Source organism: Lysinibacillus sp. NPDC097231, from assembly GCF_044761885.1.
Classification (GTDB): domain Bacteria; phylum Bacillota; class Bacilli; order Bacillales_A; family Planococcaceae; genus Lysinibacillus.
The window spans coordinates 35,276-51,211 of the sequence record NZ_JBIWDH010000038.1 but is presented as its reverse complement, the minus strand read 5'-3'; the positions used below and the strand labels follow the sequence as shown (position 1 = coordinate 51,211).

Here is a 15,936-nt window from a genome sequence, read left to right as displayed (position 1 = left end):
GTTTTGGCTACCGAAATGATGCCCATCTTTTCCTCCGTTTACGTTTGGAAACAGGTCATTGATTTTGTCATCCCCAGATTTTGGTGATGAGCCATTTTTTATGCGAAATAGTTAATTATTAGTAATTTGGCGAAAGCAATGGAAAATCGCCATAACATAGGGTAGATTTACGTTCCGCTCGGGCGCTTTCGCACAAAAAATATCTGTAGGCCTAAGCACATAACCGATTCCTGACGCAATTATGCCGAGGCATAATTGATCAAATTGCATCCACAACTTTTAGAGATGAGCCTTAACGAAAATTCGTTTTATACATTTCCTACTTGCTTCTCAAAGTATTCATTTTGTAGAATGCCCATATGGATAATGTCATGCCACTCACCTTCCCTAAACAGGCTCTGTCTACTTTTTCCTTCCTGTTTAAAACCTAGCTTAGTATACAAATGACTAGCTCTTTCATTAAATGAAAATACTTTAAGAGACACACGGTGAAGGTTCATTTCGTAAAAAGCATAATCCAGCAGCAATTTAAACCCTTCTGAACCATAGCCCTTCCCCCAATATTCCTTTTCTCCAATATCAATAATGCACTCCGCATTTCTATTTTTATAATCAATATTGATTAACGATACAATGCCAATTGGGATGTTATTTGTTTTTTCTATCATAATGTAACTTTTGCCTGAATTGGATCCCAAAATAACATGCTCAACAAATTCTTTCGTCTCTTCCATCGGATAAACATCTAAAGATGGGTTAGTGGAATGCATAACTTCCATATCATTTCGCCAAGCATGATAGAGTTCTGTATCTTCCTTTGTCATCTTTCTAAATCTTACTCTTTTTGATTCAAATAACATAATAATTCCTCCTTATTTTGTATGGATTGGATTAATTAATCTTTCTAAAGAGAAAAGAAAAACAGATAATTGATCCTTCACATTTGTTTGTTCATGTCCCAGTTGAAACGAGTCTAACATTAGCCCATTGATAAATGATATTAAATACATTGCAATAGAACGAGTAGGTTGCTGTGGCTTAAATTCTCCTTTGCGAACCCCTTCAATCAATACTTTTTCAATAGCATCAGCAGTCTGATTGTAGCGCTCTGCAATGTAAGGAAAATTAACTTTGTTCTTTGACGATAAGAAAAATTCTGCCTTTGCATAGACCAATGTCTGATTGATTGATTCGATTTGATATTGCTGTTCTTCAACCCAACGCTTTAATTGTGGCCAAATGGGACCTTCATTGGATGACATAAAGTACTGAACGTCTTCATCGTCATCAAATTTTAAAACTTCGATAAAAACATGATCAATATTATCGAAATAACTGTAAAATGCACCTCTAGAAATTTCAGCCTTATCCATAATATCTTGCATCGATGTGTGAACATATCCTTTTTCGATAAACACACTTCTAGCTGCTTTTATCAACTCTTTTTTTCTCTCTTGTTTATATTCCTCACTTACTTTCGGCGACATAGAACAACCTCCTATAACAAAAAACTATACACCATTGTCGTTTTACATCACCATTATACCGACACTATTGTATAGTTTCAACTCTTATTAGATAAAATAAATTTTTATAAAAAATGCAGATATAACAAAAGACCTCTCACCAAAGGAAAGGTCTTGTAATTGTTTAGATTTTATTATTCTATAAAGGATTGTTCGAGTAACCCAGTATCGCTATAGTAACGAATGGTTTTAATAGGAACATTACAGGATACTATACATACTAAAACCTTCTTTTCAAATTTTGTTGAATTCGATTAATCGTCCTATTTCATTTATCTTAAATGAATTGAAATAAACCTCTCCTTACTTAGGTATTGTACGATAAAGTTGTAGAAATTGTTTCAAATATAATGCTCATCCCCATAATATGAAGTTGATTTAGGAGTTTTTCGATGAACTGCACTGCTCTATGTCCCATCAATACATTTATTCATAGTAAACGTTTTAAAAAATTTCACTGACAACTTGCCCAAATACAAAAGGTAAATTTTATTAAGACGCCAAAAACCAAAAGAGTATGCTCATTATTTTTTGATTTGAGCATACTTCTTTTGGTTAAATATTAATTATGAGTATTTTATAATGGATATTATACTATTTTGCCGATATTCGTCCTCTTCGCGTGGGTATTTGTCTTGCTTTCGCGGGTATTTACCCTCTTCGCGCGGGTATTTGCCTTGCTTCCGCAGGTATTTACCCTCTTCACACGGGTACTGCCTTGCTTTCGCGGGCAATGGCATACATGATACTTAGTCTCTACTTCTCATTCTTTATAAACTGCTGTATAGCTGGTAGTAAATCTGTATGAAGTGGCAATGATGGGTCTGCATATGTTGCTAAATTCACAGCACGACTCGCTGGAGCATTTTTCAGCACATGATTCATACCTTCCATATAGATAAGCTCGGCATCTGTTTTACCTTTCTTTAACGCTTCCGCATCAGTTGCAACTACTTGTAAATCGGTTGTTCCTTGAATAATTAAAACTCGGCTATTCAATTTTGCTAACTCACTTGCAGGGTTATATTTTAACCATGAAATCATATATGGTTGAACGGAAGAACGGAAAAGAGCTTGCAACTCTGGAGAAACGTTCTTCACCAGTTCGCCTTTTTTTAAAGAAACAAGAGCATCTGTCGATTCTTTTAAAAGCTGTGGTGATAATTGACCTTTTAATTGCTCTAACAAAATTTCATCTATTGGTCTTCCTGCGCCTGCAATGGAAACGAAGGATTCTACATTTGTTTTTTGGGCTGCTAGTAAACCGATTAGCGAGCCTTCGCTATGACCGATAATATGAACACTTGAATAAGCTTTATCTGCTAACAGGGTATTAATCACTTGAAACGCGTCATCCACATATTGGTCAAAGGTAATATCCTCTTCCTTTGTTAAGAGGGACATATTATCGCCAAGTCCGCGTTTATCATAGCGAACACTTGCTATACCGTCTTTTGCTAATCCTTCGGCAATCATTTTTAAACTATTATTTTTACCAGCCAAAGCTGAATTGCCATCCTTATCAGTTGGCCCGGAGCCTGCAATAATAAGTGCAACTGGAGATGGCTCCTTGCTAGCCTTTTGAAGTGCCACTGTTAACTCACCATTTTGAACGGGAATTTTCAATGTTTCATACGTAACTGGTTGTTCTGGTTGTTCTTTGAATGGTTTTAAAACAAGTGGGAATTTGCCACCATTTTGTTGAAACGTTGCTTCGATTTGTTCATCTTTTAATGCCCCGTTAATTTCAACAATCGAGCCATTTAAGTTGATAGAAACTTTTACTTGATCGCCATTATATTGAATGTTCTTAAATGGATAATTGGATAATCCTTGTACAGGAACTGATAATGTTCCACTTTTCTCTTGCAAATCAACAATAATCGGAAGTGCTCCGTTTGGCGTCTCAATATTTCCTTCCCATTTCCCAATAAACGATGTGTTCATTTTATTTCCCCCTTCAGTTGCTGATCCTTTTGTGTTATTTTCCTTCTGAGCGCATGCTGTTAATAATAAGAGTGCGCAACAAAGAAATAAGAGCTTTTTCATACAATCTCTCCCTTTATTATATAAAGATGACTAATAAAATAGGCAAGAATTATTACGAGTACAATGATATAGCTCCATTTATTCGCCAGATTTACGATCCAACCTATACCAATTTTCTTTTGAACTAATAATGAAGGGTCATTTTTATTGATGTAAAAAATACCCCATTTCCAGTATCGATCATCGACAGCTGTTTCATTTGTATGTAACTCATTAAAGCGTTCATTACTTTTACTTAACTTCCAAATTAAGAATATAAGTCCACCTAACGAAATGATATTAAACATAATAAAAAACAAGAAAAAATATGAAGCTATTTGATTTATTAAAATCACCGTTGCGTAATGTAAGACAACAAGAAGAATGGTCATACTAAAATTAATCGCGGCTAAATCCCAGCTCCCATAGCCTGCTATGCTTCCTACCAAATAGTCGTAATTGTGGGTGTCGTACATAGGGCTCTGGAATGGAAACACCAAACACCGTCGTTTTTCTCGTCAAATGTAGTGTAATGGATTCTAATACCCCCACCATGATAAAAATGCCTAATATAAAAAGCATATTATTCCTACTTCCATTGTTTTAAAATTCGATGGAACAAACTTGACATTTGATCTTTTTCAAAACCACGTGCAAACGCTTCAGCCATAATGGGCTTTAAAGCATTTTCTACTTTCTCCACTTCCGTTTCTTCCAGCTCTCGCTTTTGGCCACCAATAATGATCGCTTTCGCTTTTGGCTTTAATTCGATTAAACCCTTTTCTTCAAGTTCATGGTAGCTCTTACTCACTGTGCTTACATTAATACCTAAATCAGCAGCCAGAGAGCGAACGGATGGCAATGTATCACCATTTTTTAGCTCGCCCTTAGCAATAAACTCAATCAATTGATTCGCTAATTGTTTATAGAGTTGCAATTCACTGCTTGGATCTAATTGTATTTGCATCATATCACTCCAATCTGTATCGCTTATCACCGAACAGATTTCTGTTATATACAGAGTAATACAGGTTTCAAATAAAGTCAAATTAAGCTATCTTACAATCGAGTAGAAGACTAGCCCTTAATTGACTAGTCGACCTCTCACACCACCGTACGTACGGATCAATATACGGCTTTTCCATGAAGTCTGACGGACAGTAATTTTGAATCTCCCTGTCCGTTATGCTTTTCTACCTCTCCTTGCTACTTGCTAATTATGATATTCTCAATTCTATAAAGTATTAAAAGTCGATTCGAAATTTTTAGTGTAAATTGACTTTTTCAGAGCCCCCGCTTTTAGCTAACCTCTACTTCTGTCTTCGGGGTTCGGGACTTGCACCCTATAGTTCATGCGCATGCCGGGCGCACATAAAAAAGAATCCAGAATAATTCTGGATTCTTGGACACTTATGCTTCTAGTTGATTTTATTTGTATTGGTATCGGCTTCGTCTTAAGCTACAGCAAAACAGAGAATATCTGCTTCACCTTTATTGCTTAAGATCTATGAAGCTTAACCCTATACAGTTGTGGCGGATCATCCTGAGATTCAATGTCTTTTGCGGTATGACTACTCATTCTACATCCTCCTAATCATTTTAGATTAATAAGTGATTCCGTTCTTAATATGAACCATTTCATCACTATTTATTCATCCTAGCTTCTTTGTTTTCGCTGAATGCTGGTGTGGAATCTTGTACCTGTTTCTCTTCCGCAGATAAATTACTGCCCGTTAATGCGAAAAAACAGCAGAATAATTACTTTCCATTTTCAACTTCTTCTTTAAAAACCTGTTGTGCAATGGTTAATGCATTTTGTACACGTGGAAAACCTATATAAGGCACTAATTGTAAAAGTCCTTCTATGATTTCTGTCTGTGTTAAGCCTGCATGTAGGCCACGTTTAATATGTGTTTTTGTTTGTGGAGCTGCGCCTTGTGTTACTACCGCTGTTATAACGACAAGTGCACGGCTTTTTGCATCTAGCCCTGGTCGTGAGTACACTTCACCATAGGCAAACTCAATAATCATTTTGCGTAAATCTGGTGCCACGTCAGCTAGTGCATCCGATTCAATCATTCGGGCTGCTTCTTCCTCCGTGACATACTGTTTAATTGTTTCAAACCCCTTTGTAAAACGCTCATTCATTAACATCCCTCCCACTACTATTATTCTTTATACAAAAACCCCAATTCCGCGTCTCCAGAATTGGGGATTGTCCTTTACATATGTAAGGGTCTCTTTTTCGTTTCACCCTCTGGCTTTAACAAAAAAGGAAATGGGTTTTCATAGTGCCTCACTGGACAGCTTTAATGAATATCTATGCAAAAGTCACGAGGACATGCACGCTAAAGTAATGGTTAAGCAAGACATGTTTTCGCTTTGTCGATTTGGATTTTTACTTGATCAAATCCTGTACCACCTAAGGAATGGCGACGACGTACGGCTGCTTCAGGTGCCAATACATCGTAGATATCCGCTTCGATAAGCTCACTTTCTTTTTTCATGTCTTCAAGCGGTAGATCTAATAAATAGATACCTTTTTGAATACAAGTGAATACAAGTTTTCCTGTCACTTCATGTGCTTCACGGAACGGCATACCTTTCGTTGCTAGATAATCCGCAAGCTCCGTAGCATTGGAGAAGTCAGCGTGTACTGCTTTGTGCAAACGCTCTGTATTGACAGTCATTGTGCGAATCATACCTTCAAAGATTTTTAGTGAACCAAGAATTGTATGGACTGTATCGAACATACCTTCTTTATCTTCCTGCATATCTTTGTTGTATGTTAATGGCGTTCCCTTTAGAACTGTTAATAAGCCCATTAAGTTCCCATAAACACGCCCTGTTTTTCCACGGATTAACTCCGCCATATCAGGATTTTTTTTCTGTGGCATAATGGAAGAACCTGTTGAGAAGGCATCATCTAGCTCGATAAATTTGAATTCATCTGTTGACCACAAAATAATTTCCTCTGCAAAACGTGATAAATGTGCCATTAATAATGATGAATTGCTTAAAAATTCAACGATAAAATCACGGTCACTTACGGCATCCATTGAGTTTGCATAAACCTCGCTAAAGCCTAGAAGCTCTGCTGATTTCAATCGATCGATTGGGAATGTTGTCCCAGCCATAGCACCTGCACCTAAAGGTAGGATATCAATGCGCTTAATCGATTCTGTGAAGCGTTTTTTGTCACGCTCTAACATCCAGAAATAGGCCATTAAATGATGAGCAAACGAAATAGGTTGTGCACGTTGTAGATGTGTATAGCCTGGAGCAATTGTTTCTACATGCTCCTCAGCCTTTTCTAACAATGTTTTTTGGAAGATCTCAATTAAACCAATTGCTTCCTTCACACGCTTTTTCAAAAAAATATGCATATCCGTTGCTACTTGATCATTTCGGCTACGACCTGTATGAAGCTTTCCACCTACAGGACCAATTAAATCTATCAGCATTTTTTCCAAATTCAAGTGAATATCTTCATTGGCAATGCTAAACTCAAGCTCACCCACGATTGCCTTTTCTTGTAATTGTGCAAGTCCACTAAGAATCATTTCCACGTCAGCTGCTGGTAAAATACCTGTTGCACCAAGCATTGTAACATGTGCTACGCTACCTTCTAGATCTTCTAGAACAAGCTGTTGGTCAAAGCCAATCGATGCGCCGAATTCGTCCACCCATGCTTCTGCTGATTTTTGGAAACGTCCGCCCCAAAGTTTTGTCATAACAGCTCACCTTCTCCTTCATTTCTTTATCAATTATGCCTCGGCATAATTGCGTCCAGAATCGGCTTTGTGCTTAGGCCTGCACGAGGGCCGACACGATGTCGGTCATTTCGGTAAAGCCACAGGACGTGGCGTATTTACCGATGCAGGTCAGTTAGCCGTTATCGCATGGATGCGATGTTTTTAGGCTAACATCCCCTAAGAACTCCTTTCCAATACTGTGACATCCGCCGGAGGCTTTACTTCTTTTAGCGGATTTGAACACCTTCTAAAAGAAGTTAAAGGTGCAGCGCATGCTACACTACACCTTACTTGTTGACATTATTTTTTATTTACTGAAGAGTTAACTACTGTTGGTAGACCCCATAATTCGATAAAGCCTACTGCTGAAGCGTGGTTGAATTGGTCTTCCTTAGAATATGTTGCTAGCTTTTCACTATATAATGAATTTGGAGATTTACGTCCTTCCACAATGGCATGACCTTTGTAAAGTTTCACACGTACAGTTCCGTTCACAAATTTTTGTGATTCAGCAAGGAACGCCTCAAGCGCTTCACGTAATGGAGAGAACCATAAACCATCATAAATTAATTCTGATAGTTTTTTCTCAATAACTGGCTTGAAGTGTGCTAATTCTTTTACAAGCGTTAGATCTTCAAGCTCTTTATGAGCCGTTAATAGCACTTTCGCTCCTGGGATTTCATATACTTCACGAGATTTAATACCAACTAATCGGTTTTCTACGTGATCGATACGACCAACACCATGAGCACCTGCTACTGCGTTTAGTTCTTGAATTAAATCAGCAAGTTTCATTTCTTTACCATTTAAAGATACTGGTTTACCAGCAACGAATTCAATTTCTACGTATTCCGCTTCATTTGGAGAGTTTTCCACAGATACTGTTAAACCGTAAGCTTCTTCTGGTGGAGATACCCATGGATCTTCCATTATGCCTGCTTCATTTGCACGACCCCATAAATTTTGGTCAATAGAGAATGGAGAATCTAATGTTGCAGGGATCGGCACATTATGTTTCATTGCATATTCGATTTCCTCGTCACGGCTCCAGCCCCACTCACGTACTGGTGCTAATACCTCTAAATCTGGATTTAACGCTTTAATAGAAACCTCGAAACGAACTTGGTCATTACCTTTACCTGTGCAACCATGAGCTACTGCGTCCGCGCCTACTTGGTTAGCAATCTCTACTAATTTTTTCGAGATTAATGGACGAGAAAGAGCTGATACTAATGGGTATTTTTGTTCGTACCAAGTATGTGCTTGTAATGAAATAAGTGCATAGCCTTCAGCAAATTCATCCTTTGCATCTACCATGTATGATTCAATAGCTCCTACTTGAAGAGCTTTATTTTTTACGAATTCAAGATCCTTACCTTCACCAACGTCAAGACAAACTGCGATAACGTCCCAACCTTGTTCTTTTAACCACGGAATTGCTACAGAAGTATCAAGACCGCCTGAGTATGCTAATACTACTTTTTTATTTGCCATACTAAATGCGCCTCCAATTAATCTATGAGATATGTATGTTTATACATTCATATAAAAGTTTATACACGAATAGTATCACGTTATAAAAATAAATACAAGTGTATTTTTATAAATTTATAGACATTTATGTTTATTGTAAAAAGTAAGTCATTTCAATACCTAAAGCCGATGTACGAACTGTGAATATTTTCACTCGGAAAAACGTTTTTTTACTTGCTATCTAAATGTATACAATATAAGTTTTAGGAATGTAAATACCACTCTTGGAATAAATAAAAAGAATCCAATGTGTACACTGGATTCTTTTCAAAGCGTTGAAAAACAAAATGGTCAAGGAAAAAACCTCACTAAATGACGGAATTCTTGCCGTTGATAATGTTTGTATTTTTCTTGCCATACAATACTTTCTTTGGATTAATAATGATAATTAAGATTGCTACTACAGAATAGAAAAGTGCGTTATACATGAGTAGATCGATTAAGTTTCCGTTTATTAAGCCAATATAAAAATTAAAGAATTGGTGGATGATGATTGGGACGATTAAATTCTGATTTAGGTTATAAAATGCTGCCATGATGATCGCAGTGGATATGATTGAAATCATAAAGAATAGAATGTATTTGATTAACTCAATGCCCATAAACCCTGTAGTAAACCAAATAGGTAGATGCCACATCCCCCACCAAAATCCTATGATTATCGAAGCTATTAATGGCGAATACTTCTTTTGCAGCTCCATTTGGGCGAAACCTCTCCACCCTAATTCTTCCCCTATTGGCCCTGACAGAAGATTTTTGAAAAAGTAATAGACCAATATTCCCCATGAAGTTTTAGTAAAAATAGAGTCTACTGCACTATTATTCAATACAAGAAACAAAATCATTAAAAATATGAAGGCTTGAATCGTACTGACAGAAAGGATCACAGAAAATTTAGGCTTATTCTTGAATTTATCTTTCACAAATTGTATAAAGCTCTGCCCGGGATAGATTCTTTTAAACAGTATGGCAAAAGCAAAGGTTGAAGACCAAGCTGATATACAGTGTATGACATCAAAAACCCATGTTGGAAATCCCAATAGACTTGTGACTCCTACAAGACAAAAAAGTGGCAAAAAAATGATATTCGTTAGTAGAATAAAACTCGCTACTGGTTTATTTAGCTTCTTTTCTCTACTCATTTATATCCCCCGCTTCAAACTAAGTATTTCGTCAATATCATAACGCTCATATTACCGAATACCTTCAGCTTAAACCTAGGAGTTACTCACAGGTCAATAATTGCTTGCATAATTTTATCTCCTATTTGTTTCACTTTATCCCGCATTAACGGGCTGTAAGACTCTCACCTCAAAATTAAGCGAAAGCAAGGAAGATAGGTGGGAGAGATTAACTGCCCGTAAAAGCCCGATTGGTGAAGACTAATAATCAGTGGGGATGAAGAAGCCCCCCACTGATTAAGTTTCACTTTATCCCGCATTAACGGGTGTAAGACTCCCACTTCAAAATTCAGCGAAAGCAAGGAAGATAGGTGGGAGATTAACTGCCCATAAAAGCCCGATTGGTGAGGGGCGGCAAATGTTTTCTGCGCGAAAGCAAAGCAACAGCGGTATATGTTTTCTGCGCGAAATGCTAACGTAGTGACAGCGACAGGATGTTGGTCACACAAGCGTTTTCACAAGATGTGAAGGTTTTAGCTTGTGTTCCTCTATAATCTGTGGGAGATGAATTTTTTTACCTTATAGGTACATACATTTCTAAAAAAATACGTTCAAGTCCATCTTCATAAGTGGTAAGCAATAGATTTATATAAACAAGCCCCAAAAGCTCATACCCACTTTCTTTTGCTACTTTTCTAATACTAGCTTCCACTTTATGGTCAGTATTTTTTCCACCCGTCGACCATCTTCCATCTTCAACAACTGTATAAAGACATTTTGGATGAGATAGAATTTCACCTTCTATTGCCTGATCACAATCTTCTACTTTTCTTGCAATGATAAACTTATCATCTTGGATACCTTCTTCGTTGAAACGTATGACTCTTCTTAAAGACGTGAGAATCACTGCTTTTTTTAAACTGTCTGAGCAATCTTTTAGCGTGTCATATTCTTCATATGCAGTAAAATGCTCTATTTCTCCCTTTATTTCTAAGGGCTTCATTTCTTTAACTGTGTACACGCCTAAAAATTGTTTAATTTTTTCGCAATCTTCTTTTACGAGCTGAAGCTTTTTTAAAAGAAGCTTTTTATATTCTATTTCTTCTAAAACCTCTCGTTCTTTCTCTTCTAAAAATGAATGTATTCCCTCTATACTCTTACTTTTTCTTAATTCCTGGATTTTTTTTATTTCAATATCCATTTCTCTATAGAAATTGATTGTTGTTATATCATATATATCATAATGATTATATTTTCTATACCCGTTCTCAATATTTTGCTTCGGCTTAACTAATTCCTTTTCCTCATAAAATTTTAAAGTATCTCTAGATACACCTAAAAATTTAGCTACTTGTCCAATTGTGTACATAATACTCTCCTTTGTCATGGATACATATTTTTAATGATACATCATTACCAATATATATCAGCCTTGAAAGGTCATTATGCTATACATTACAAAAAAACTGTAGACACACTCATTTCTTTCCTGAGAATGTTTACAGTTTGTTTGCGCTATTTCTTATTAAAAAATGATTTGCCTAAAAATTCAATGGTTGCAGGTGCTAGTGCATACAGCTTGCTCGACAACCCCATGATTCTTGGCAAATTCACCTCTCGAACTGGGCGTTCAATTGTTTTGACTGTAGCTTGTGCCACTTCTTCAGCTGTTAATAAAAATCTACCCAATGACTCTCGATAACCGCTTTCATCACTCGCCTTATCTAGAAATGGTGTATCAATTGGACCTGGATGAATCGCCGTAACTTTAACATTATACGGAGCCAGTTCCATACGAAGCCCATTCGTAAAGCCGACAATCGCATGCTTTGTAGCAGCATAAACACTTGCTTTCGGTGTCGCTACCTTCCCTGCCTGCGAGCCAATGAAGATCAACTGACCTTGTTGACGTTGCATCATTGGCATTGCTAAACGTTTTGCCAAATACATAGGAACACTAACATTCAGCTCCACCATTTGTGAAATAGCTTCATCTGATAGTGCTGGTGCAATACCAAATTTACCTACTCCTGCCGAAAGAATAGCGACATCAAGCAATGGTAACTGGGCACATACTTCATCAATCGTCGCTAAATTAGTTAAATCGGCTTGGATAACGTTAGCACCTAAACGTTCTAATGCTTTCAATGCCACAACATTGCGCCCTGTTGCATATACCGTATGACCTTGAGCAACTAATAATTCGGTAATTTTCAAGCCTACACCACTTGTTGCACCCGTAACGAAGATAGTCTTTTTATTAATATTCATGTATAAACCTACTTCCTTTTAAATAAATAGATACCTTCTTCGGTTTTCGTCGATGTAATATAATTATTGGCCTCTAAGTAATCTAAATAACCGAGCGTTTTGGACAACGTCAGGCCAAGCATCCGTTGAAAAATTGCTGGGTAAAAGCGCTTCGTTACTTGTACAGCAGTTAATGATTCGTCACCAAATAATTCGCAAACCTTCAAAGATTGCTGATGCTGGCGTTCTAGCCGACTATCAATTAAATCAGGAATATTCTTTAACTCTGCACCATGTCCTGTATGCATCATTTTTACTGGCAATTGGCGTAAAATTTCAAGCGATTCGTTATATTGCAGTAACGATTTAGTACGTCCCAATGTACGGTCTAATGGTGGTTCAATTAAAGGGTTTGGCGTAATTTTTTCAAGCAATAAATCTCCACCAATTACATGATGCGTTTTTTCATCCCAGAAAATTAGGTGGCTTTGTGCGTGTCCTAATGTTTCAATAGCCTTTAATCCAGGATGTCCTGGCACTTCATCCCCATCATTAAGAATTTGTGTTAATGGTCGTTCACCGACAAGCTCTATTTCACGACGTACATGTACACTTGGCTGGATATATTCTCGAGGAACACCGTGCTCAAACAAACGCTCACTATAAAACTGCTCATGATAGCGTAAAAAATCCTCGTCATGACGAAGCCATTTATCGTTATAGGCATGCCCTAAAATTTCTGCATATGGAAAGGCATCCACCCAACCTGCATGATCCGGATGATGGTGGGTTAACACAACCTGTTCAATATCTCTCATATCAAAGCCTGCTGCACGCATACCCCATTTTAGCGCATCATAGGCTTCTATTGTTTTTGGTCCAACATCAAAAATTGTCAGTGCATCGCCTTTCACAACAAATGCATTGACATCTCCTACATCATAGGGTGTTGGTATTTCTATTTTGTATATAGACAAAGCTGTCTCCCCCTTTTTGCGCAACTAGTGAATACCGATTCATTCTATTTTACAAGTTTTTCTGCCTTTCGTCACCCACCTGTTGACAGCTTGACGTATTATCAATATAATTTTGAATAATCTAATTATTTTATGTGCGTTGATGAAGCCAAGTACGTAAGTGGTGAAGGTGTCTTAGAGAGTGTTACATTTGCTGGAAGTAACATCGCCCGCTCACATTACCGAACCTACTTCTGAGCAGTTATGAAAACATAACCGTCCCCCTTGCGATAAAAGGGCTAAGAGTTGTGCCAATCGGCAAACAAAGGTGGTACCGCGGAAACAATAGCGTTTTCGTCCTTCTATATAAGGACGGAAGCGCTTTTTATCTTCATTCAGCAAATGTTTACTGTGCGAAAGCAAAGCGACAGCTACAGATCTTTTCTGTGCGAAAGCGTAGGCAGCGCAGATACAGAAGACTACTACCTCTATAGATGGTGAGATGAATGCGATTTTGATTACTTTTTCAGTGGGTGTCCAAACACCAACTGAAATAGATGAACTCAGTCTAAGAACACCACGTCCTGTGGCAACGACTGAGTGACCAACATCACGTTGGCCTAAAGCCTCCGGCGGATGTCACGGATTTTGAAAGGAATGAAAAAAGGATGTTAACCTAAACCCTTCGCATCCTGCGAAAAAGGCTAACTGACCTGCATCGGTAAATACGCCACGTCCTGTGGCTTTACCGAAATGACCGACATCGTGTCGGCCCTCGTGCAGGCCTGAGTACAATTCAAAATCCGGACACAATTACGCCAAGGCGAATTTGATTTTGAGAACTGGAGGTTTTGATCATGAAAAAAATACTATTTATCGGTGCAGGCTCGATGGCAGAGGCATTGATTCAGGGCTGGATTAAACAAAAGGTCTTTACAGCACAAGAAATTTACGTCACCAATCGATCAGACAAAGAACGCTTACAGTTTTTACACGAAACGTACGGTGTGAATTGTCATTGTGACAATACTATTTATCAGCAAGCCGATTTAATTATTTTAGCGATGAAGCCTAAGGATGCTATTGCAGCGATGCAGGAATTAAAACCAAAAATTACAGAGCAATCAGCTGTCCTCTCTATTCTAGCTGGAATTGCTATTAATACTATTACAGAACATTTGGGTACTCGTCCAGTCGCACGTGTTATGCCCAACACTTCTGCTACTATTGGGATGTCTGCAAGCGGGATTGCATTTAATGACAAAGTGACTGCCGAACAGCGCTTAATTTTTTTACAATTGTTAGAAGCGGTTGGTTCAGTTATTGAGGTGGATGAGGATCAGTTACATGCTGTAACAGCTCTTTCAGGAAGTGGCCCTGCTTACATTTATTATTTAATGGAGGCATTTGAACGTGTTGGTACAAAGGTGGGTCTCTCTAAGGATACAGTACGACTATTAATGACACAAACACTTGCTGGTACTGCCGAAATGCTGAAGCAATCGGTTGATGAGCCTGATGTTTTACGTAGAAAAGTGACAAGTCCAGGTGGTACAACGGAAGCTGGCATTAAAGCTCTAGAACAATATCAATTTAATGAGGCCATTGAAGCATGTATTAAAGAAGCTGAAGCCCGATCTCGTTCACTTGCAAAAAGTAAATAATATGTGCAAATATAAAGTATATCACTAGGAATTAAGGGGGCTTTATTTTGGCTAAATTATTTGAATCTTTCCAATTACAAAATATTTCTTTAAAAAATCGTGTTGTCATGGCACCAATGTGTATGTACTCAGCCCAGGATGATGGGTTTGTCACACCATTCCACCAAGTACATTATGCAACACGAGCTGCTGGTCAAGTTGGTTTAATCATTATCGAAGCTACTGGTGTCGTTCCAGAGGGTCGTATATCTAGTAATGACCTTGGAATTTGGGATGACGCTCATATCGAAGGTTTAAGTCAATTAGTTCAAGGAATGAAGGCATACGGAGCAAAAACCGGCATTCAGCTTGCACACGCTGGACGTAAAGCAACTGTAGATGGAGAAATTTTTGCTCCATCAGCCATTGCATTTAGCGATGCGTATAAAACGCCCACTGAGATGACAATTGAAGATATCGAATATGTTGTAGAAGCATTTAAGATGGCCGCTGTACGTGCTGCAAAAGCAGGCTTCGATGTTCTTGAAGTACATGGAGCACACGGTTATTTAATTAGTGAATTTTTATCACCTGCAACGAATAAACGTAATGATCAATATGGGGGCTCGCAGGAAAATCGTTATCGACTCCTACGCCAAGTCATTGATGCTATTCGTAGTGTTTGGGAAGGACCTCTACTTGTTCGTGTTTCTGCTGAGGACTATGCAGAAGATGGTACAACAATGGAAGACTTTATCGTCTTCAGCCGTTGGATGAAATCACAGGGTGTCGATTTAGTGGATGTTTCTACAGGTGGTGTCGTGCAAGCACATATTAATGTTTTTCCAGGCTACCAAGTGCCTCATGCTGAAGCAATTAAGCATGAAGCTGATATTCCAACTGGAGCAGTTGGCCTTATTACGACAGCTATTCAAGCAGAGGAAATTTTACAAAACAATCGTGCTGACTTAATTTTCCTAGCACGCGTTCTTCTTCGGGAGCCATATTGGCCACTTCATGCTGCCAAGGATTTAGGAGAAGAAGTTAAGCCTCCAGTGCAATACGTACGCGGCTGGTAAAAATCAACTATAAAGGCTATTCACCATAAAAAAACAGCTTGTGCA

At 38.0% G+C, this 15,936-nt stretch carries 15 protein-coding genes; 2 read left to right on the top strand and 13 right to left on the bottom strand.

Going from position 1 to position 15,936, the window contains the following annotated elements; all coding sequences use genetic code 11:
- Positions 1–308: 308 nt before the first annotated feature.
- The 13 genes from ACIQXF_RS19180 to ACIQXF_RS19120 form a co-directional block, all read right to left on the bottom strand.
- Entirely contained in the window at positions 309–860 is a 552-nt protein-coding gene (locus ACIQXF_RS19180; RefSeq protein WP_402786142.1) for a GNAT family N-acetyltransferase, read from the bottom strand.
- Positions 861–872: 12 nt separating this feature from the next.
- Entirely contained in the window at positions 873–1,487 is a 615-nt protein-coding gene (locus ACIQXF_RS19175) for a TetR/AcrR family transcriptional regulator (protein WP_402786140.1), read from the bottom strand.
- A gap of 795 nt (positions 1,488–2,282) precedes the next feature.
- Complete coding sequence (locus ACIQXF_RS19170) at positions 2,283–3,473, bottom strand: alpha/beta hydrolase (protein ID WP_402786138.1); 1,191 nt, start codon at positions 3,471–3,473, stop codon at positions 2,283–2,285.
- 98 nt (positions 3,474–3,571) lie between these two features.
- Positions 3,572–3,946, bottom strand: coding sequence for a DUF5808 domain-containing protein (locus ACIQXF_RS19165; RefSeq protein WP_402786134.1), 375 nt, complete (start codon positions 3,944–3,946; stop codon positions 3,572–3,574).
- Between the two features lie 7 nt (positions 3,947–3,953).
- A complete protein-coding gene (locus ACIQXF_RS19160) occupies positions 3,954–4,136 on the bottom strand; it encodes a hypothetical protein (protein ID WP_402786133.1) in 183 nt (60 codons plus the stop codon).
- 7 nt (positions 4,137–4,143) lie between these two features.
- A complete protein-coding gene (locus ACIQXF_RS19155) occupies positions 4,144–4,524 on the bottom strand; it encodes a GntR family transcriptional regulator (protein WP_402786130.1) in 381 nt (126 codons plus the stop codon).
- Between the two features lie 788 nt (positions 4,525–5,312).
- Entirely contained in the window at positions 5,313–5,702 is a 390-nt protein-coding gene (locus ACIQXF_RS19150) for a carboxymuconolactone decarboxylase family protein (protein WP_402786127.1), read from the bottom strand.
- Positions 5,703–5,914: 212 nt separating this feature from the next.
- Positions 5,915–7,288: an argininosuccinate lyase gene (gene argH / locus ACIQXF_RS19145; RefSeq protein ID WP_402786124.1), complete on the bottom strand. Its 1,374-nt coding sequence runs from the start codon at positions 7,286–7,288 to the stop codon at positions 5,915–5,917.
- A gap of 321 nt (positions 7,289–7,609) precedes the next feature.
- Positions 7,610–8,803: an argininosuccinate synthase gene (locus tag ACIQXF_RS19140; protein ID WP_402786121.1), complete on the bottom strand. Its 1,194-nt coding sequence runs from the start codon at positions 8,801–8,803 to the stop codon at positions 7,610–7,612.
- A gap of 347 nt (positions 8,804–9,150) precedes the next feature.
- Positions 9,151–9,984: a CPBP family intramembrane glutamic endopeptidase gene (locus tag ACIQXF_RS19135; RefSeq protein ID WP_402786118.1), complete on the bottom strand. Its 834-nt coding sequence runs from the start codon at positions 9,982–9,984 to the stop codon at positions 9,151–9,153.
- A 553-nt stretch (positions 9,985–10,537) separates the two neighbouring features.
- On the bottom strand, positions 10,538–11,332 hold the full coding sequence (locus ACIQXF_RS19130; protein ID WP_402786115.1) for a MerR family transcriptional regulator: 795 nt from the start codon (positions 11,330–11,332) through the stop codon (positions 10,538–10,540).
- Positions 11,333–11,478: 146 nt separating this feature from the next.
- Positions 11,479–12,234, bottom strand: a complete 756-nt coding sequence (locus ACIQXF_RS19125) for an SDR family NAD(P)-dependent oxidoreductase (protein ID WP_402786112.1) — start codon at positions 12,232–12,234, stop codon at positions 11,479–11,481.
- 8 nt (positions 12,235–12,242) lie between these two features.
- The gene (locus ACIQXF_RS19120) at positions 12,243–13,190 is read right to left on the bottom strand and encodes an MBL fold metallo-hydrolase (RefSeq protein ID WP_402786109.1); all 948 of its coding nucleotides are present in this window, start codon (positions 13,188–13,190) and stop codon (positions 12,243–12,245) included.
- Between the two features lie 836 nt (positions 13,191–14,026).
- On the opposite strand from ACIQXF_RS19120, the gene proC reads away from it, so the two are divergent.
- Both proC and namA read left to right on the top strand, forming a co-directional pair.
- Positions 14,027–14,833: a pyrroline-5-carboxylate reductase gene (gene proC / locus ACIQXF_RS19115; RefSeq protein WP_402786106.1), complete on the top strand. Its 807-nt coding sequence runs from the start codon at positions 14,027–14,029 to the stop codon at positions 14,831–14,833.
- Between the two features lie 47 nt (positions 14,834–14,880).
- Entirely contained in the window at positions 14,881–15,891 is a 1,011-nt protein-coding gene (gene namA, locus ACIQXF_RS19110; RefSeq protein WP_402786104.1) for an NADPH dehydrogenase NamA, read from the top strand.
- The last annotated feature ends 45 nt before the right edge of the window (positions 15,892–15,936 follow it).